Consider the following 17,739-nt stretch of genomic DNA (forward strand, 5'->3'; position numbering starts at 1 on the left):
CGCCGGTACAGCGGCGCGGCGGCACCCGGACGGCGCGCTCACGCGACCCGCTCGGGAACCTCCGCCCCGTCCCGCAGCAGCCTGACCTGCCACCGGACCAGCAGGAAGCAGGGCAGGCAGACCGCGGCCATCGCCAGGAACGCCCAGTGCGGGGAGGCCGCGTAGAGCGGGCCGGTGACGGCGGTGACGGCGGCGACACCGAGGCCGATGGCCAACCCGGCGTAGAGCGCCTGGGCGTCCGACCAGAGGTCCTCGGGGACGTGGCCCTGCACGCAGCGCGCGTGCGCGACGTGGGTCAGCGCGAAGGTGCCCGCGTGGAGCGTCTGGGTGAGCACGACGCACACCAGCGGCATCGGCACCGCGAGCAGGCCCCAGCGCAGCACCGAGAGCACCGCGGCGGCGGCGAAGAGGACCGGGACCGGGTAGCGGCCGAGCATCGGCCCCGCGTACTTGAACAGGAGCAGCTCGCACCCCACGGCCAGCGCCAGCATGAGGCTGACGTTGATGCTCGACACGCCGAGCCGGCCGAAGTACTCGACGCCGAAGGCGTAGTAGGCCGCGTGCGCGCCCTGGAGCAGCACGGAACTGCCCAGGCCGAGCGCGTAGACGCGGTTGCGCAGCAGGCGGCCTCGGCCGCCGCCGGCCACGGTCGCCACCGTCGGGAACCCGACGGGGTGCGCCAGGTCCGCCAGCGCTAGCAGCAGGCACCCGACGACGAAGACCCCCACCAGCGCGCCGCTGCCGACCGTCCGCCCGACCACGCCGGACACGCCCAGGCCGAAGAGGAACCCCGCCGAACCGAAGTAGCGGACGCTCCCGTAGTCGACCTGCCCGTTCGCCGCGCCGATGGTCGCGAGGGTCTCGCTCAACGGCATCAGCAGCGGGTAGCTGACGCCGACGAGCACCGACACCACCATCATGGAAGCGAACTGAGGGTGCGTCAGATAGAGCGGGCTGAGCGCCGTCGCCGTCCAGGCGAGCAGCTGCGACAGTCTCCGGAGCGGGACCGTCCGGCAGAGCACCGGGAAGACGACGGCGATGGAGACCGAGCGCGACAGCAGACCGGCGGTGATGACCGCGGTGACCTCCGTCGGTCCGAAACCGGAAGCGAGCAGCCAGACCCCCCAGTAGGAGAGGTACGAGCTCCAGGTCAGGAAGAACAGGAAGAACCTGGCCGACAGCCACACTCGGAACGACATCTCAAGCTGCTCCTACACGTGCTCAGTTGCCCGTGGCCAGTTGGGCGACAGCCTCGGCGACCGTCAGTGCCGCCCGCTCGCACTGCTGCTTGTCGACGTCCAAGTGGGCCACCAGGCGGACCGTTTGCGGTCCCATCACCGAGACCCTAACGCCGGACGCCGCGCAGAGCTCCTGCACCCCTGCCGCGTCGGGCACTTCCACGAACACCAGGTTGGTCTGCGGCTCCCGGACGTCCAGTCCGCCGTCGCGCAGCAGACCGGCGATCAGGGCCGCGTTCGCGTGGTCCTCGGCCATCCGCCCGATGTTGTGCTCGAAGGCGTGGATGGCGGCGGCGGCCAGGATCCCGGTCTGCCGCATGGAGCCGCCCATCCGGTGCCGCATGACCCGGGCCTCCTCCACGCGGTCGGCGTCCAGGAGCAGCACGGTGCCGGCGGGCGCGCCGAGCCCCTTGGAGAAGCAGAGGGACAGCGTGTCGAAACAGGCTCCGTAGGCCTCGAAGGGGACGCCGCTGGCGACGTGGGCGTTCCAGATCCGGGCGCCGTCGCAGTGCACCGTGACCCCGGCCTCGCGGGTGACCCGCCGGATCTCCTCCAGCGCGGCCAGCGGGTACACCACGCCGCCGGCGGCGTTGTGGGTGTTCTCCACCGCCACCGCCCGGGTCCCGCTGCCGTAGGCGGTGGCGGGACGGATCATCCGGGCGAGCACCTCCGGGTCGATCAGGCCGTCCTCGGAGACCGTCGTCCGGGTCAGGATCCCGCCGTGCCAGGCGACTCCGCCGTCCTCGTAGAGCAGGAAGTGCGCGCCGGCGTCGGCCAGCAGCTCCTGCCCGGGCGGCACCAGCAGCCGGAGCGCGAGCTGGTTGGCCATGACCCCGCTGGGCAGGAACAGCGCGCCGGTGAACCCGAAGGCGTCGGCGAGCATCCGTTCCAGCCGGATCACCGTGGGGTCGTCGCCGAGGGTGTCGTCGCCGACCTCGGCGGCGGCCATGGCGGCTCGCATGGCCGCGCTGGGCCTGGTGACGGTGTCGCTCCGCAGGTCGATGGTCTGGCTGGTCACGGCGCTCCCTTGGGGTCGGGTGCCGAACGGACGGCCGGGGCACCGGTGAGGGCGCCGAGGCTGTCCGTCAGGCAGTCGAAGAAGAGGTCCGGGTGGTCCCGGAAGTAGAAGTGGCCGCCCGGAAGGATCCGGACGTCGGACGGGCCGGTGGTGTGCCGGCCCCACTCGCGCAGCCGGCCCTCGTCCTCCCAGTCGTCGGTGGCGCCGAGCGCGAGGACGGGGCAGCTCAGCGGGGCGGTCGGGACGTGCCGGTAGGTCGCGACGACGGTCAGGTCCGCGTGCAGGTTGGCCAGGTACAGCTCGCGCATCCGCGGGTCGTTCCCGAGTTCCGGCGGCAGCGGCCCGTACCGCTCCTCGACCCGGGGGACGAAGTCGACGCCGTCGAGGAGGTGGAGCGGCAGTCCGGGGCGGTGCAGGTGCGGGGGGCCGTTCACGGACACGATGAGCCGCTCCGGCTCCGGGCGTCCGAGCGCCCGCAGCGCGACGGCCGTCTCGTAGGCGACGATCGCGCCGAGGCTGTGCCCGAGGAAGGCGTACGGGCCGGTGAACTCGGCCTGTTCCGTCAACGCGCCGACCAGCTCCCGCAGGTCGGTCATGGCCGGCTCGCGCATCCTGCTTCCGCGGCCCGGGAGTTGGACACCCCACACCTCGACCTCGGCGGGCAGCCGGTCCGCCCAGCGCAGGTACTCGCCGGGCGAACCGCCGCTGTGCGGGAAGCAGTAGAGGCGCAGGGCGGCGTCGGGGCGACGCTGACGGCACATCAGCCAACGGGGTGCTGCCACGGTCGTCCCCACCTCCTTCCGTCGGTCAGTTCTTCTGCAGCAGCGTGTCGTGGGCCAGCTCGTCGATCGCGCCGTGGTCGACCTTGCCGTTGGGCAGCACGGGCAGCCGCGGCAGCGCCACGATGCGGCTCGGTACGGCGACGGCCGGCAGGCGTTCGATGAGGTGCGCCCGGAGGCTGCGCCGGTCGACCTCCCCGGTGGTCGGGCTGACGAAGCCGACCACCTTCTTCCGCCCCTGGACGGTGCAGACGCCGACCGCGGCCGCCGCCACGTCCCGGTGGGTGCGCAGCGCCTGTTCGATCTCGGAGCGGTCGACGCGCATCCCGCCGAGTTTGAGCTGGTGGTCGGCCCGGCCGTGGAAGCGCAGCTCGGCCCCGGCGGTGACGGACACGATGTCCCCCGTGCGGTAGAGCTCGCGGGCCGGCTCGGCGAGGCCCGGGCCGCCGATGTGGAGCTCCCCGGGCTCCCCGGGCGGCACGGCGGCGCCGTCGGCGGAGCGGACGTAGAGGCTGGTCCCGGGGACGGCGCCGCCGATCGGCACGTCCGGGAGGTCCGCGTCCGCCGGGGTGCACTCGTGGACCGCGCTCCACACCGTGCACTCCGTCGGGCCGTACTCGTTGTAGAGCCGGGTGCGCGGGAGCGCGTCGAAGTGCTGCCGGACCAGGTCGGGCGGGCAGGCCTCCCCGGCGACGATCACCGTGGAGAGCGTGTCGGCCCGCTCGGCGAGGCCGCCGCGCAGGGCGATGTCGTAGAGCGACGGGAGCATGAGCAGGTGCGACGCCCGGTGGTCCCGCGCGGCCCGGCCGACCGCCAGCAGGTCCGCCGGGCGGTCGCTCGGGATGACCAGTCGGCCGCCGCAGGCCAGGGTCCAGTAGATGCCGGCGACCGAGCTGTCGAAGGAGATCGACGAGCAGAGCAGGAAGGTGGAGACCGGCGTCGGGTAGTACGCGAGCCGGGCCGCGGTCGAGGCCGCCAGCGCGGCGGCGGAGATCGTGACGCCCTTCGGCCGGCCGGTCGACCCGCTGGTGAAGCAGGTGTACGCCAGGGTGCCGCGGACGGTCCCGCCCCGGGGGCCGTCGGTGTCGGCCGGCACCGTGCGGAGGCCGTCGAGCCGGACGTCCAGCCCGGGCTCCGACACCGCGAACCGCGCGCCGCTGGCCTCCGCGATGTAGCGCTGCCTGGCGACCGGGAACCCCGCGTCCACGGGGACGTACCGCGCTCCGGCCCGCAGCACCCCGAGCATGGCGACGACCGCCCAGCGGGACAGCCGCGCGTGCACGACGACCGGGCTGTCCGGCTCCACCCCGGCGGCCCGCAGCGCGGTGGCGACCACGGCGGACCGCTCGTCCAGCTCGGCGTGGTCGAGCGATCCCCCGGCGTCCACGACCGCCGCGCCCCGGCCCCGGAACGGTTCGACCAGGTCGAGGATGTGCGGCGGGGCGTCGAGCGGCACGACCGGCAGGTCCGGTACCCAGTGGGTCATCCGCCTCAGCCCTTCACGGTGGCCCCGCGGGGCACGCCCGCGACGGGCACCCGCTTGAAGCCGGCCAGGAACGTCGAGTGCATCCGCTCGATCCCGCCGACCACCTCGATCGAGGAGAACGTCGCGAACAGCTCGGTGAACAGCAGGCGCAGGGCCAGCCGGGCGAGGTGCGAGCCGACGCAGTAGTGGTGGCCGACCCCGAAGGCGAGGTGCCGGTTGGGGCGGCGCCGGATGTCGAACACGTCGGGGTCGGGGAAGACCTCGGCGTCCCGGTTGGCCGAGGCGAGGTAGGCGACCACGGCGTCGCCCTCGGCGATCCGCACGCCGGAGAGTTCGACCGGCTGGAGCGCGTAACGCATGAAGTTGCTGGCCGGCGTGGCCCAGCGCAGGGCCTCCTCGATGCCGGAGTCCAGCAGCTCCGGGTGCGAGGCCCAGTCCTCGTACCGCGGGCTGCCGGCCAGTTCGACGATCGCGGCGATCGGGACGTGCGGCAGCGTTCCGGCCGAACCCAGCAACATGCTGTAGCAGTTGGAGATCACCGAGCCGGTCGAGATGGGCTCGCCGTCCACCTCGGTCTCGGCCAGCACGCTGATCAGGTCGTCGCCGGGATCCCGCAGCCGGGCCCGGACCAGGTCCGAGAAGTAGGCGAAGATCTCCCGGTGGCCGCGCTTGAGGGTCGGCTCCACGCCGCCCGGCAGCTGGAACTCCGGGTCCTCCTCCGCCGTTGACATCATGGCCAGGCGGATGAGGCGCTCGTGGTCCTCTGCGGGCAGCCCGAGGATGGGGCTGAGGGCGACCAGGGGCAGCCGGGCCATCGCGACCGCGAAGTCGAAGGGCTGCCCGTCGGCTCCGGGGGCGAGCAGGTCACGGATGCCGGCCTGGATCCGGTCGGAGAACGAGGCGAGCGGCTTGACGGCGAGGGCCTGCTTGAGCGGGATCCGCGCCCGGTCGTGGTGCGGCGGGTCGGTCGCCGCCAGCTGCTTCCCGGCCGCCGGGTCGCCTCGGCCGAGCAGGTTGAGCAGGGTGCCCCGCTCGGAGGTGAAGGCGGAGTAGTCGTGCAGCACCCGCTCGACGTCGGCGTACCGGGTGACGACCCAGTAGCCGCCGCCACGGCCGGAGTTCGGCTGCCAGTGGACCGGGTCGTGTTCGCGGAGGCGGCGCCAGACCTCGTGCGGTTCGCCCTGGGAGTAGAGCGCGGGATCGGTGAGGTCTCCCGCCGTGCCGGTGCTCACTGCCGGCCTCCCGGGTACGCCTCGGCCGTCCCGGGCCGGGCCGCCGCCACCGCCTCTTCGATCACCTGGGTCAACTCCGCGATGGTGGGCGACAGGAAGAGGGTCGTGGCCGACACCTCCACCCCGAATTCCCGGTCGATGTCCCCCTGCAGTTCCGCGGCGGTCAGCGAGTCGCCGCCGAGTTCGAAGAAGTCCTCGTCCAGGCCGATCGACGAGATCTCCAGCCGGGCGGCCCATAATTGTGTGAGGCGTTCCTGGACCGACGTCTGCCGTGCTGTTTCCACTGCCACGAGCAACTCCCTTACGCGTCGAAGGAATAGACCGAGAAGAGAGGCACGCTCACGCGCGACCTTCCCTTCAGGAACGACTTCTCGATCAAGCACGTGATTCCGACCACCGTGGCGCCCAGCTCCTCGAGCATTTCCACGGCGGCCGCCACCGAGTTCCCGGTCGCGACGATGTCGTCATGGATGAGGACCCGGGCACCGGGCGGCACCAGGTCCTTGCGAATCTCGATCCGGTCGGTCGAGTATTCGCCGGAGAACGTCCGCCCCACCGTCTCGCCCGGCAGCTTCCCCTCTTTGCGAATGGCCAGGAAGCCGCAGCCCAGGCGGTCCGCCAGGGCCCCACCGAGGATGAAGCCGCGCGCGTCTATGCCGGCGACGTAGTCCGGGGCGAGTGGAGTCGACCACTCCGTGAGGCCGTCGATCGCCGCACCGAAGGACTCCCGGCTGGCCAGGACGGGCATGACGTCGCGAAACGCCACACCGGCCCGGAAGTCCTTGAACACTGGAACCGTTGATTCGCCGTCCCGCTGATGACCGGTCTTCATGAGTCCTCCTTGCTGCCGTACGACAGTGAAAGGTCCCGGCGAGCGCTCGAGCCCGTGAGCAGTCGGGCACGTGAGCACGTGAGCACGCGGGTACGTGAGCACGCGGGCACGCCAGGAAAGGCCTGCTACTGAAAGTGGTTCCGGATTTGCAGAGTGAGGGGGACGATCCGCCATCGTGCCGAAGCGGCCGATGCGCCTGCCCGGGGAAACGGTTCTCCTACGCCGGAAATCTCATCGGCGGGCTCTTCCAGAGCCGGGAGCCCCCTGGGCACGTTCACGCAGCCCGTGGCAGTCGGATCACTGGTCAACACCAGAACTTCATCGGCAAACACAGCCCCCCGGTTGATTCCGCACCGCTAGCTGGCGTGTTCATGACGCTACAGACGAAGCTACATCGCGGGCGACCCCTCGGCAAGATCGCCTGGTCTTTCATCCAGAGGGAAACAACAATTGACGGTGAGTCAGGCCGAAAATGCCCTGGCCGCACCGGCATTGGCGTCGAAATCATCGGGTCTGCCGGATTGCGGGCGGTTTGCCGGAGTCGGCCGCCTGCGGCTCCCCGACGCGCCCAGCGGGAACCCGACCTGTCGCCAAACATCAGTCCCCTCATGTCTGACGAAGTCTCAAACTTGCTTCGCCACAAGCTTGGTCGGATCATTGCTGCCATGAACACGACCGAGAACGCGTCCCCCGCACCCGCACTGACCATAGGGTTCGACCTCGACATGACGCTGGCCGACGGCCGGCCGGGCATCAAGGCGGTGCTGGACATGGTGGCGGCCGAGACGGGGGTCGCCATCGACAGCGACCTGGCGATCACCCGCGTCGGCCCGCCCATCGAGGAGGAGCTGGCCAACTGGTTCCCCGCCGACGAGGTGGACGCGGCCGCCGACCGGTACCGGGCGCTGTTCCCCCAATACGGCGCCCCGGTGGGCGAGTTGCTGCCCGGCGCGCTGGAGGCGATCGCCGCCGTCCACCGGCACGGCGGTCGGACGATCGTCGTCACCGGCAAGTTCGAGCCCAACGCCCGGCTGAACCTCGCCGCGCTCGGCATCAAGGTCGACGACGTCTTCGGCTCGGTCTTCGCCGACCGCAAGGGCGCCGTCCTGCGGGAGCAGGGCGCCTCCGTCTACGTCGGCGACCACCTCGGCGACATCACCGGGGCGCGGGCCGGCGGCGCCCTCGCGGTGACCGTGGCCACCGGGCCGTTCACCGCGGACCAACTGCGCGAGGCGGGTGCCGACGTCGTCCTGAAGGACCTGACCGAGTTCCCGGGGTGGCTCGACGCCCACCTCGCCGGCTGACGGCACCGGACCCGCGGGTGGTCGAGCCCCCGGCTCTCGATCACCCGCGGGTCCGGTCATGCACGGGCCCGGTCGCCCGCGGGGCCGTTCGTCGTCGGCCCGTTCGTCGCGGGTACGCCCGCGGGGTCCCTTCAGCGGGGTTCCGCGTCGCAACCGCTCACGCCGTTGCTCAGGCGACCGTCCCGGAGGTGTCCCGCAGGGTGACGCTCGCATGGCTTTCCTGGAAGCTCTGCTCGGACACCAGGGTCAGCCGCGCGGTGGACTGGAACTCCGGCAGCGTCACGGAACCGCAGGAGACCATGGTGGACTTGATCTTCGCCATGGTGGTGGCCAGGCCCTCGTTGAGGTCGCCGGCATAGGGAACGTAGCCGTCGACCCCCTCCTCGAAGACCAGTCCCTGGCCGCCCTGGCCGTAGCGCTGCCAGTTGCGGGCACGGTTGGAGCCCTCGCCCCAGTACTCCTTGACGAAGCCGTCCCTGGTCGGGACCTTCGCGCCGGGCGCCTGGTCGAAGCGGGCGAAGTACCGCCCCATCATGACGAAGTCCGCGCCCATCGCCAGCGCCAGGGCCACGTGGTAGTCCTCCACCAGGCCGCCGTCGGAGCAGAGCGGCACGTAGTCGCCGGTGCGCTCCAGGAAGGCGTCCCGGGCGGCGGCGACGTCGAGGACGGCACTGGCCTGGCCCCGGCCGATGCCCTTCTGGTCGCGCGTGATGCAGATGGAGCCGCCGCCCACACCGATCTTCACGAAGTCGGCGCCGGCCTCGGCGAGGAACGTGAACGCCTCGCCGTCCACCACGTTGCCGCCGCCGATCGGGATCTCCGGGTAGTTCTTCTTCGTCCAGGTCAGCGCCTCCGCCTGCCAGTCGCTGTAGCCGTCGGACGAGTCGAAGCACAGGACGTCCACGCCCGCCTCCAACAGGGCCGGAACCCGCTCGCGGTAGTCGTGGGTGTTGACGCCCGCGCCCACGCGCAGGCGCTTGCCGCCGTCCACGACCTGGTTCGGGAAGCGCTTGTTGTCCGCGTAGTCGGACCGGAACACCAGGTGCTGGAGGTGCCCCTCTCCGTCCAGCACCGGGAGGCAGTCCAGCCGCTCCTCCCACAGCCTCGCGTTCGCCTCGGAGAGGGTGACGTCGCCGCCCGCGTGGGGCAGCTCGCCGAGGGGGGTCATCCGGCCGCTGACGGGGCCGTCGAGGTCGTGCCGCTGGGGGTGGAAGTCGCGCGAGGTCACCAGGCCGAGCAGGCGCCCGGTCGCCGTCCCGTCGTGGGTGACGGCGGCGGTGCTGTGGCCGGTCCGGCGCATCACCGCGACCAGGTCGCGGAGGGTGTCGTCGGGCCGGACGTTGGTGTCGCTGGTGACGAAACCGGCCTTGAAGTTCTTCACCTTCCGGACGGCCGCCGCCTGTTCCTCGACCGGCTGGTTGTGGTGGATGAAGCTCAGACCGCCGTTGCGGGCCAGCGCGATCGCGAGCTCCGGGGAGCTGACCGCCTGCATGATCGCCGACACGAACGGGGCGTGCAGCTCGATCGCCGAGGCCTCGCCCACCCGGTGCCGCACCAGGGGCGTCCGAAGATCAACGGCCGCGGGCCCGCAGTCGGTCCGAGTCCGGTTCGGGAGCAGCAGGTACTCGTTGAACGTCCGCGACACCTCGGCGATGATCTGTGCCATGCATTCCTCCTGATCCCGAGCGGGCGGCGCCGGTCGGCCCGACCGCGAAGACCGCGCCCGTGCCCGACGGCTCGACCGGTCAGGTTCACGGACGGGCACGGCGGAGCTCCGCCCCACCAGGGCGCGCATCCTGACCGGGCCTCAGGTGCGAGGCGCGGCAGTTGACTACGCACCTTATCGACTGCCCGACTTGTTGACGAATCACCGTCATCGCCGTCGGCGGCTCCCGAGGAGCGGTGCGCCCGACGGTACGGACACGGAGAACCGAGGTGTCGTCAAAGACACTTGACGACGCGGACGGCTCCGGTCGGGTGGCGGACCCCGGGCCGGAGACTCCACGCGCGGGTGAGGCGGGACCGGCCCGTCGCCTCCGCGCGTGGGCCGTTCGCCTACTCGCCCGGTCGCCCGGCGGGGCCCGGGAGCGCGGCCGGTCGGCGACGCCGCGCGGCGGTGTGACCCGAACGGGTCCGGTCGGCGGGCGGCGTGGTGGGGTGGGCCCTAGGTTGCGGTGCCAGGGGGTCATCCGAGCGGAAGGCTGTATCTGGCATGGCCGGGAAATTCGAACTGTACGTGGACGAGGGCGGCATGCACCGGTTCCGGCTCAAGGCGAGCAACGGGACGATCGTGGTCACCGGCGACCCGCAGGAGAGCAAGGACGACTGCCTGAGGAGCATCGCGTCGATCCGCAAGCTCGCGCCGTACGCGGAACTCAAGGAGACCGCCGGGTCGGTGTGACGGTCCGGGCCCCGACGCACGGGACGGTGTGACGGGCCAGGACGCGGGACGGTGTGACAGGCCGGGATCCGATGCACGGGACGGTGTGGCGGGCCCGGCTCCGGAGCGCGGGTCGGCGGTGCAAATCGCCGACCCGCGTTCGCCTCTACGACAGATCCCTTTGGCCGGGTGCACGCCGGACGCGGACAGAACACTGGCATGCGCGTCGTCATCGTCACCGAATCCTTCCCGCCCGAGGTCAACGGAGTCGCCCACAGCGTGCTGCGGACGGCCGAGCACCTGGTCCGCCGGGGCCACCGGCCCCTTGTCGTCACCCCCTCGCCGGCGCGGGGCGCCGAGTGCCCGCCGGAGACCTTCGGCGGCGGCGCGGCGCCGGAGATTCCCGTGGTGCGCATCCCGTCGGTGCCGCTGCCGGGATACCCCCAGGTACGGATCGCCCTGCCCAGTCGGCAGCTGGCGGCCGCCGTCGCCGGACACCGGCCGGACCTCGTCCACCTGGCCAGCCCGTTCGTGCTCGGCGCGCGCGGGATGCAGGTCGCGGCGCGGCTCGGGGTGCCCGCCGTCGCCGTCTACCAGACCGATCTGGCCGGGTACGCGCACGCCTACCGGGCCGGGCGGGGGCTCGGGGAGGCCGCCGCCTGGCGGCGGATCCGGGCCGTGCACCGCGCGGCCGCCCGTACCCTGGCGCCCTCCACCCCCGCCGCCCAGGACCTCACCGCGCACGGGGTGCCGAGGGTGCAGCTGTGGCCGCGCGGAGTGGACTCGGTGCGGTTCCACCCCCGGCACCGGGACGAGGCGCTGCACCGGGCGCTGGCCCCGGGCGGGGAGGTGCTGGTCGGGTACGTCGGACGGCTGGCGCCGGAGAAGCGGGTCGACCTGCTGGCGCCGGCCTCGGCGCTGCCCGGGGTACGGGTGGTGGTCGTCGGGGACGGCCCCTCGGCGCCCGGGCTGAAGGCCTCGATGCCGGGCGCCGTGTTCCTCGGCCGGCGCACCGGGGACGAGCTCGCGCGCTGCTTCGCCACCCTGGACGTCTTCGTGCACACCGGTCCGCTGGAGACCTTCTGTCAGACCATCCAGGAGGCGATGGCCAGCGGCGTGCCGGTGATCGGCCCCGCGGCGGGCGGCCCGCTGGACCTGGTCGCCCACCACCGCACCGGCCTGCTGGTGCCGCCCCGGGACGCCGCGGCGGTGGCCCGGGCGGTCGCCGAGCTGGCCGCCGACCCGGCACGGCGGGCCGGGTACGGGCAGGCCGGGCGCGCCGAGGTGACCGCGCGCACCTGGGAGGCGGTCGGGGACCTGCTGCTGCGGCACTACGCCGAGGTGCTGGCGGAGCACCGCGGAGTGCGGCTGCCGTCCGCCGCCCCGGCGTCGGCCGCGCCGGTGGCGCCCGCCCTGTCGGAGGAGCTGCCGGCATGAGCTCCGTTCCCGACGGCGGGGCGCCTACGGCCGGCGCCTCGCCGATCGCCGGTGAGGCTCCGATGGCCGGCAGGGTCTCGGCGACCGGCGAGGCGCTGACGATCGTCCGGCTCGCCAACTTCGTCACCCCGGTCTCCGGCGGCCTGCGCACCGCACTGCGCCACCTCGGTGCCGGGTACCGGGCGGCCGGGCACCGTCCGGTGCTGATCGTCCCCGGGGAGCGGCGCTCCGAGGAGGAGACCGAGCAGGGCGTGGTGGTCACCCTGCCCGGCCCGGTGCTGCCGGCCAGCGGCGGCTACCGGCTGCTCACCGACCGGCGGGCAGTCGCCGCCGAGCTGACCAGGTTCTCCCCCGACCGGCTGGAGGTGTCCGACCGCACCACGCTGCGCTGGACCGGCGCCTGGGCGCGGCGGCACGGCGTGCGCTCGGTGATGGTCTCGCACGAGAGCGCCGCCGGCCTGCTGCGCACCTGGGGCCTGCCCGGTCCGCTGGCGGGCGCGACGGCCGACCGGTTAAACGCGGCCACCGCCCGCGCCTACGACTCGGTGCTCTGCACCACCGACTGGGCGGCGGCGGAGTTCCGGCGGATCGGCACCCCGAACCTGGTCCGGGCCCCGCTGGGGGTGGACCTCGACGCGATGCGCCCGCTGCCGCCGACCGCACGAGCGGCCGAGCGGGCCCGGTACGCCGCTCCGGACGAGACGCTGCTGGTGCTCTGCTCCCGGCTCTCGGCGGAGAAGCGGCCCGAGCGGGCGATCGAGGCGCTGGCCGCCCTGCGGGCCCGGCGGCGGCCCGCGGTGCTGGTGGTGGCCGGCACCGGGCCGCTGCGGGACCGGCTGGCGGCGCGGGCCGCGCGGCTGCGGCTGCCGGTGCGCTTCCTCGGGCACCTGGGCGGGCGGGCGGAGCTGGCCCGACTGCTGGGCTGTGCGGACGTGGTGCTCGCGCCCGGCCCGGTGGAGACCTTCGGGCTGGCCGCGATGGAGTCACTGGCCTGCGGGACCCCGGTGGTGGTCAGCCGCTCCTCCGCGCTGCCCGGCCTGGTCGGGCTCGCCGGGGTGGCGGCCGTCGACACCGGCGACGGATTCGCCTCCGCCGTACGGCAGTTGCTGGGTCGGCCGGAGGAGCTGCGACGGGCCTCCGCCCGGGCTCAGGCCGAGCGGTACGGCTGGCCGGCGGCGGTGGCGGCGTTCCTTGCGGCGCACGGTGTACGCGACGACGAGGCGGTGGACGGAGGTCGGAGGTCAGGATGAGCATGCTGGAGGCCGGGCGTGGCCGGGCCGCGGAAGAACGCCCCACGGCCGGCGAGCTGCTGCGCTTCGTCGCCCTCGGGGACTCGCTCACGGAGGGGGTCGGGGACCAGGTCGGCGAGGGCTGGCGTGGCTGGGCCGCCGTCCTCGCCCACGCGCTGCCGCCCGAGGGTCGGGACGTCGAGTTCACCAACCTGGCGTACAGCGGGGCGCTCACCACGGAATTGACGACACGTCAGTTACCGGGCGCGCTGGCTCTACGGCCGCAGCTCGCGGCGGTGGTGGTCGGCGGCAACGACACCCTGCGCTCGGGCTTCGACATCCGGCGCACCACCCTGGAACTGGACGCCACGATGGGGGAACTGTCCGGCCACGGCGCCAGACTGCTGACCGCCTGCCTGCCCGACCCGGGCAGCCTGCTCCGGCTCCCGGCGCCGCTCGCCCGTCCCCTGGCGCGCCGGATGCGGGCGGTCAACACCGTGGTGCACGCCCTCACCGAACGCCACCGGGCGGTGCACCTGCACATCGCCGAGCTGCCGTGGCTCACGGAGCGCCGGCTGCTGAGCGTCGACCGCCTGCACCCCAGCGCCGAGGGCCACCACCTGATCGCCCGGCGCTTCCACGACCTGCTCACCGAGGCCGGCCACCCCCTCGGCCCGCCCCCGACCGCCGCTCCCGCCGAACCGCCTCCGGGCCTGGCCGCCGACCTCTGGTGGATGGCCACCCGGGGCACCCGCTGGCTCGCCGCCCGCAGCACCGACCTCCTGCCGGGCCTGCTCGCACTGGCCGCCGCGGAGGGCGTCGCCCGCCTGCGCGGCGGGAGCCGGCGGCACGACGAGCAGATGGCCCGGGCCGCGGCGCAGGCCCTCGCCTCGCTGGGGTGAGGAGCGCGCCGGGGTGGCGGGGACGGCGAAGGCGGTGGAACCGGGGACTGTTGCGGAAGTGCGCGCGGCGGCGGGAGTGGCGTAGTACTTGTGGAGGGTCCCGGAGGCATTCCCGTTCTTGTCTGGAGTCGTCGATGTCCGTTCGCCGTGTCGTGCCCAACATCCGGTCGGAGGCCGCGCAGGAGAGCCGGGAGTTCTACGGCCTGCTGGGCTTCGAGGAGGTCATGAACCACGGCTGGATCATGACGCTCGCCTCCCCGTCCAGTCCGGCGGCGCAGGTCAGCTTCATGACCGGCGACAGGACCGCGCCGGTCACCCCCGACCTGAGCGTCGAGGTCGACGACGTGGACGCGGCCTACGCGGCCGTGCTGGCCGGCGGTGCGGAGATCGTCCACCCCTTGCAGGACGAGGAGTGGGGCGTACGGCGGTTCTTCGTCCGCGACCCCAACGGCCGTGTGGTCAACGTCCTGGGCCACCGCTGACACCTTCGCTCCCCCGCGACCGGGGACGGTGCCGGTCACGGCCGGGATCGGCGGGGCCGTTCGGCGGGAACCATCGGGGTGGCCCGGGTTGTCGTGTCCGGGGAGAGCGTGACGGAGGGAGTCGGGGTGGAGAGCTCGGGCGCGGTGGGCCGGGACGTCATGGCGGCGGCGGGGGTGCTGTTCTCCGACGGGGCGGGGCGGCTGCTGGTGGTGCGGCTGCCGTACGACCGGAAGCACCCGGTGGCGATCCCGGGCGGCGGGTGGGAGCCGACGGACCGGTCGCCGAGGGAGACCGCCCTGCGGGAGATCCGGGAGGAGCTGGGGTTCACGCCCCGGCTGGGGCCGCTGGCCGGCGTGGACTGGGCGCTGCTGCGCGAGGGCGACCGGCCGATCGTCGTGTACCTCTACTGGGCCGAGCCGCTGACGGCGGAGCAGGTGGCGGCGTTCCGGCCGGACACGGCGGAGGTCGGCGGCTGGACCTGGCTGACGGCGGAGCAGGCCGGACACGCCCTGCCGCCGCGGCTGTCCCGCCGGGTGACGGCCTGTCTGCGGGCACCGGGCGACACCGGGCCACTGGAGCTGGAGGACAGCCGGCCGGTCGGCCACACGCTCGCGCGGTTGCCCGCCGACGGGCCGGTGCCCGAGTACGCCGGACTGGCCGCCGCACCGGGGCTGACGCCGTCCGCCGAGGAGCCGCCGGAACCCTCGCAGCCGCCGATGGACCGGGCGACCTACTACGCCACCCGGCCGCGCATCCGGACCAAGGCGCGGGCACTGTTCACCGACGCCGCCGGCCGGGTGCTGCTGGTGCGGCTGCGGCCGTGGGACGGGCCGCTCGGGCAGGTGCCGCACTGGACGCTGCCGGGCGGCGGGGTCGAGGCGGACCGGGAGATGCCTCGGGCGGCGGCCCGGCGGGAAATCCGCGAGGAGCTCGGCTGGGACGTGGAACCGGGGCCACTGCTGGCGCTGGACTGGCAGCCGGGTGCGGCGGCCGACCCGGAGGCGGACCCGGCGACCGGCCGGGACACCGCCGTCCTGGTGTACGTGTTCGACGGGGGCACGGTGACGGAGCGGATGCTCGACTCCCTCGTGCTGCCGGAGGACGAACTGGTCGAGTGGCGGCTCTGCGACCCGGCCGAGGCGCGGACGCTGCTGACCGGCCCGTCCTGGGACCGTACGGCCGCCGCGCTGGCCGCCCGGGAACGGTCGGGCGGACCGGTCGAGCTGGTGCGTGGGCGGAGCGTCGGGCCGGACCTGCCGCAGGGGTGAGGCCGGGTGGACGGAGCCCGGCGGGGCGTGAGCCGCCGCCGGGGCCTCGTCCGCTTCCTCGCACGTCGGGCGCGGTGGGCCGGCGCGGCGCTTCGGGGCGCCGCGTCAGACCTCCAGCTCGGCCTCGATCCGGCCCAGCTGGTGGCGGGCCATCGCGAGGTTGGCGCGCGCCTTGTCCAGCGCGAGGTAGAGGAACAGGCCCTTGCCGGTACGGCCGGTGAGCGGGCGGATCAGGTGGTACTGGCTGGTCAGGGTGATCAGGATGTCCTCGATCCCGTCCTGGAGGCCGAGCATGTCCATGGTGCGCATCTTGGCGCGGACCACGTCGGTGTTGCCGGCGGCGGCGACGTTGAGGTCCAGGCCGCCGGGGCCGTCGAGGGTGGCCAGCGCCATGCCGCTGTTGTAGTCCACCAGGGCCGCGCCGATGGCGCCCTCGATGCTGGTCATGGCCTGCTTGAGCGCGCCGGCTGCGTCGGTCATCTGGGTAACTCCCGTTCTTTGGTGGGTGGTTCGGTGGCGGGTGGTGCGGTTTCGGGCGGTGCGGTTTCAGGCGGTGCGGTGGTCTGGTGGCGCGGTCAGCCCGCGTCGCGCGGATCCTTGGGCACGAGCGCGTCGTTGAGCAGCTCCGCGATGCGCTGCGCGCTGCGGCGGGCCTCCAGGTGCAGCCGGCCGACGTTGACGTCGGGGTGCGCCAGCAGCGTCAGCACGCAGCTGCCGCCGGCCGCGTAGGTGGCGACGTAGCCGTTCTCGCCGCGCACCAGCGACTCGCGGAACTCGCCCTGGCCGGTGGTGTCGGCGAGCCGCTGGGCCAGCGAGAGCGAGGCCGCCGTCATCGCGGCCAGACCCGAGGGCTCGGTGCCGTGGGTGTCGTGCGCGATCAACAGGCCGTCCACGCTGGCGACCAGACCACCCGCGAGGTGCGGGACGCGGTGTTTGACGGCGCGCAGTTCGGCGAGCAACTCGGTCTCCAAGGCGATCAGTTGTCTCCTTCCGACACGCTGCTTGAGTGCCCGCCTCATGGCCGGAACGACGGGGTCGCGGGCGGGGAATGGGTCAAAGTCGGGCCTCCAGAAGGTCTCGGACCCGGGTCAGCAGCGCGATGTCCGGGTCGGGGACGGTCAGCGGGTGGGCCGCTGCCGTGGTGGGCGGGCGTTCTGATCGCGTGGGGGCGTCGGTCCCGGCGTCGGTCCCGGTGTCGGTCCCGGCGGGGGTGCCGCCGGCGGGGGTGCCGGTACGGGCTGCGGCGGGGTCGGCCGTGACCGGGGCTCCGGGGAGTCCGGCACCCCGGAGGCTGGCGCCGGGGATCCTGCGGTGCAGCCCTCCGGCCGGTCCGCTCGTGACCGGTGGGGGAACTTCGGGTGCCGGTACGGCCGTTGGCGACACCTCGGGCACCTGGGCCGCCGTCGGCACGTCGGGCGGGCGCGGTACGTCGGCTGGCAACGGCGCGTCCAGTAGCCCGGCGGCGGCGAGCCGTCGGACGTCGGCCGTCACGCCGAAACCGGAGCGGCCTAGCAGCCGGGCCAGGTCGGCCGGGGTCCTGCGGCCGTCGGCGTGGTCCAGCAGCTCGCGGCGCCGGCGGCCGGACGGGCGGTGGGAGGCTCGGCGGACGTGCTCGACCGGGCGGACGGGCGCGGTGTCGAGCTGCCCCCACGGCCAGATCCCGTCGAGCAGTTGCCGACGGCGTGCGACCTCGCGACGGATCCGGGCCGGGTCGACGTCCGCGACCGGTCCGAGCCAGTGCCGAGCCTCGGCCTCGAACCGCCAGACTCCGCCGCCCGGGTCGGCGAGGACGAAGAACGAGGCGTCGAACAGCGTTCCCAGGTGGCCGAGTTCGAGCTCTCCCCGGGTGAGCAGCCGCCGTTCGACGAGCGCCTCACCGACCCTCGACCGAGGTCCGTGGATCCGGAGCAGCTCCGCCCAGTCCCCGGGGGTGATCCGGCCGCAGCCGATGAGCAGGTCGGCCAGGCCGGGGGCCCGGGAGGACTGGGCGGCGGCCACCCGCCCGTCGACCAGGTGGAGGCTGCCGAGCGGTCCGTGCAGGGCGCCGGTGGCGCGACGGTCGGCGAGCAGGGCGAGCGCCTCGCCCGGGGTCCTCGGGGTGGCGGCCCCCGCCCAGGGCGGCGGCGCGGTGTCGGTCGCGGCGGTCACGCG

18 protein-coding genes are annotated in these 17,739 nt (G+C 73.8%); 7 read left to right on the forward strand and 11 right to left on the reverse strand.

The window, feature by feature from the left end:
- Positions 1–38: 38 nt before the first annotated feature.
- Genes ACFY4B_RS37690 through ACFY4B_RS37720 form a run of 7 tightly spaced genes read right to left on the reverse strand, consistent with a single transcriptional unit; the run spans position 39 to position 6,585 of the window.
- A complete protein-coding gene (locus tag ACFY4B_RS37690; RefSeq protein WP_079272524.1) occupies positions 39–1,199 on the reverse strand; it encodes an MFS transporter in 1,161 nt (386 codons plus the stop codon).
- 22 nt (positions 1,200–1,221) lie between these two features.
- Complete coding sequence (locus tag ACFY4B_RS37695) at positions 1,222–2,256, reverse strand: low specificity L-threonine aldolase (protein ID WP_074004524.1); 1,035 nt, start codon at positions 2,254–2,256, stop codon at positions 1,222–1,224.
- Entirely contained in the window at positions 2,253–3,038 is a 786-nt protein-coding gene (locus ACFY4B_RS37700; protein ID WP_387975668.1) for a thioesterase II family protein, read from the reverse strand. Before ACFY4B_RS37700 ends, ACFY4B_RS37695 begins: the two co-directional genes overlap by 4 nt.
- A gap of 25 nt (positions 3,039–3,063) precedes the next feature.
- Positions 3,064–4,521, reverse strand: a complete 1,458-nt coding sequence (locus ACFY4B_RS37705; protein ID WP_387975671.1) for an amino acid adenylation domain-containing protein — start codon at positions 4,519–4,521, stop codon at positions 3,064–3,066.
- A gap of 5 nt (positions 4,522–4,526) precedes the next feature.
- Positions 4,527–5,753, reverse strand: a complete 1,227-nt coding sequence (locus ACFY4B_RS37710) for a cytochrome P450 (RefSeq protein WP_049652117.1) — start codon at positions 5,751–5,753, stop codon at positions 4,527–4,529.
- Positions 5,750–6,043, reverse strand: a complete 294-nt coding sequence (locus tag ACFY4B_RS37715) for an acyl carrier protein (protein WP_074004520.1) — start codon at positions 6,041–6,043, stop codon at positions 5,750–5,752. Before ACFY4B_RS37715 ends, ACFY4B_RS37710 begins: the two co-directional genes overlap by 4 nt.
- Before the next feature lie 11 nt (positions 6,044–6,054).
- Positions 6,055–6,585: an adenine phosphoribosyltransferase gene (locus ACFY4B_RS37720; RefSeq protein ID WP_049652115.1), complete on the reverse strand. Its 531-nt coding sequence runs from the start codon at positions 6,583–6,585 to the stop codon at positions 6,055–6,057.
- A 665-nt stretch (positions 6,586–7,250) separates the two neighbouring features.
- On the opposite strand from ACFY4B_RS37720, the gene ACFY4B_RS37725 reads away from it, so the two are divergent.
- Positions 7,251–7,889: an HAD family hydrolase gene (locus ACFY4B_RS37725; protein WP_220450140.1), complete on the forward strand. Its 639-nt coding sequence runs from the start codon at positions 7,251–7,253 to the stop codon at positions 7,887–7,889.
- A gap of 169 nt (positions 7,890–8,058) precedes the next feature.
- Here the strand turns inward: ACFY4B_RS37725 and ACFY4B_RS37730 are convergent, their stop codons facing one another.
- The gene (locus tag ACFY4B_RS37730) at positions 8,059–9,555 is read right to left on the reverse strand and encodes an IMP dehydrogenase (RefSeq protein WP_387975674.1); all 1,497 of its coding nucleotides are present in this window, start codon (positions 9,553–9,555) and stop codon (positions 8,059–8,061) included.
- Positions 9,556–10,101: 546 nt separating this feature from the next.
- Here ACFY4B_RS37730 and ACFY4B_RS37735 point away from each other — a divergent pair.
- The 6 genes from ACFY4B_RS37735 (at position 10,102) to ACFY4B_RS37760 (ending at position 15,588) form a co-directional block, all read left to right on the forward strand.
- Positions 10,102–10,290: a DUF1508 domain-containing protein gene (locus tag ACFY4B_RS37735; RefSeq protein ID WP_049652112.1), complete on the forward strand. Its 189-nt coding sequence runs from the start codon at positions 10,102–10,104 to the stop codon at positions 10,288–10,290.
- A gap of 198 nt (positions 10,291–10,488) precedes the next feature.
- Positions 10,489–11,706, forward strand: a complete 1,218-nt coding sequence (locus tag ACFY4B_RS37740) for a glycosyltransferase family 4 protein (protein WP_387975677.1) — start codon at positions 10,489–10,491, stop codon at positions 11,704–11,706.
- A 62-nt stretch (positions 11,707–11,768) separates the two neighbouring features.
- On the forward strand, positions 11,769–12,956 hold the full coding sequence (locus ACFY4B_RS37745; RefSeq protein ID WP_387975745.1) for a glycosyltransferase: 1,188 nt from the start codon (positions 11,769–11,771) through the stop codon (positions 12,954–12,956).
- Positions 12,957–12,958: 2 nt separating this feature from the next.
- Positions 12,959–13,837 (forward strand): SGNH/GDSL hydrolase family protein, encoded by an 879-nt coding sequence (locus ACFY4B_RS37750; RefSeq protein WP_387975748.1) that lies wholly within the window; start codon positions 12,959–12,961, stop codon positions 13,835–13,837.
- Between the two features lie 134 nt (positions 13,838–13,971).
- A complete protein-coding gene (locus ACFY4B_RS37755; protein ID WP_049652054.1) occupies positions 13,972–14,319 on the forward strand; it encodes a VOC family protein in 348 nt (115 codons plus the stop codon).
- Between the two features lie 108 nt (positions 14,320–14,427).
- Positions 14,428–15,588: an NUDIX domain-containing protein gene (locus ACFY4B_RS37760; RefSeq protein ID WP_387975679.1), complete on the forward strand. Its 1,161-nt coding sequence runs from the start codon at positions 14,428–14,430 to the stop codon at positions 15,586–15,588.
- A gap of 105 nt (positions 15,589–15,693) precedes the next feature.
- On the opposite strand, the gene ACFY4B_RS37765 is transcribed toward ACFY4B_RS37760, so the two are convergent.
- The 3 genes from ACFY4B_RS37765 to ACFY4B_RS37775 all read right to left on the reverse strand — a co-directional run bounded on the left by ACFY4B_RS37765 (position 15,694) and on the right by ACFY4B_RS37775 (position 17,736).
- Positions 15,694–16,068, reverse strand: coding sequence for a hypothetical protein (locus ACFY4B_RS37765; RefSeq protein ID WP_049652052.1), 375 nt, complete (start codon positions 16,066–16,068; stop codon positions 15,694–15,696).
- A 95-nt stretch (positions 16,069–16,163) separates the two neighbouring features.
- The gene (locus tag ACFY4B_RS37770; protein ID WP_310593218.1) at positions 16,164–16,559 is read right to left on the reverse strand and encodes a roadblock/LC7 domain-containing protein; all 396 of its coding nucleotides are present in this window, start codon (positions 16,557–16,559) and stop codon (positions 16,164–16,166) included.
- Between the two features lie 82 nt (positions 16,560–16,641).
- Positions 16,642–17,736 (reverse strand): hypothetical protein, encoded by a 1,095-nt coding sequence (locus tag ACFY4B_RS37775; RefSeq protein WP_387975682.1) that lies wholly within the window; start codon positions 17,734–17,736, stop codon positions 16,642–16,644.
- Positions 17,737–17,739 lie beyond the last annotated feature (3 nt).

The sequence above is a fragment of the Kitasatospora sp. NPDC001261 genome, from assembly GCF_042896795.1.
In the GTDB taxonomy this organism is placed as follows: Bacteria; Actinomycetota; Actinomycetes; order Streptomycetales; family Streptomycetaceae; genus Kitasatospora.

Bases quoted from the DNA above. Each gene is read 5' to 3' on its own strand.
- ACFY4B_RS37765 (WP_049652052.1), bottom strand. From the start codon at position 16,068: ATGACCGACGCAGCCGGCGCGCTCAAGCAGGCCATGACCAGCATCGAG.
- ACFY4B_RS37705 (WP_387975671.1), bottom strand. From the start codon at position 4,521: ATGACCCACTGGGTACCGGACCTGCCGGTCGTGCCGCTCGACGCCCCG.
- ACFY4B_RS37755 (WP_049652054.1), top strand. From the start codon at position 13,972: ATGTCCGTTCGCCGTGTCGTGCCCAACATCCGGTCGGAGGCCGCGCAG.
- ACFY4B_RS37720 (WP_049652115.1), bottom strand. From the start codon at position 6,585: ATGAAGACCGGTCATCAGCGGGACGGCGAATCAACGGTTCCAGTGTTC.
- ACFY4B_RS37725 (WP_220450140.1), top strand. From the start codon at position 7,251: ATGAACACGACCGAGAACGCGTCCCCCGCACCCGCACTGACCATAGGG.
- ACFY4B_RS37740 (WP_387975677.1), top strand. From the start codon at position 10,489: ATGCGCGTCGTCATCGTCACCGAATCCTTCCCGCCCGAGGTCAACGGA.
- ACFY4B_RS37750 (WP_387975748.1), top strand. From the start codon at position 12,959: ATGCTGGAGGCCGGGCGTGGCCGGGCCGCGGAAGAACGCCCCACGGCC.
- ACFY4B_RS37730 (WP_387975674.1), bottom strand. From the start codon at position 9,555: ATGGCACAGATCATCGCCGAGGTGTCGCGGACGTTCAACGAGTACCTG.
- ACFY4B_RS37735 (WP_049652112.1), top strand. From the start codon at position 10,102: ATGGCCGGGAAATTCGAACTGTACGTGGACGAGGGCGGCATGCACCGG.
- ACFY4B_RS37745 (WP_387975745.1), top strand. From the start codon at position 11,769: ATGGCCGGCAGGGTCTCGGCGACCGGCGAGGCGCTGACGATCGTCCGG.
- ACFY4B_RS37690 (WP_079272524.1), bottom strand. From the start codon at position 1,199: ATGTCGTTCCGAGTGTGGCTGTCGGCCAGGTTCTTCCTGTTCTTCCTG.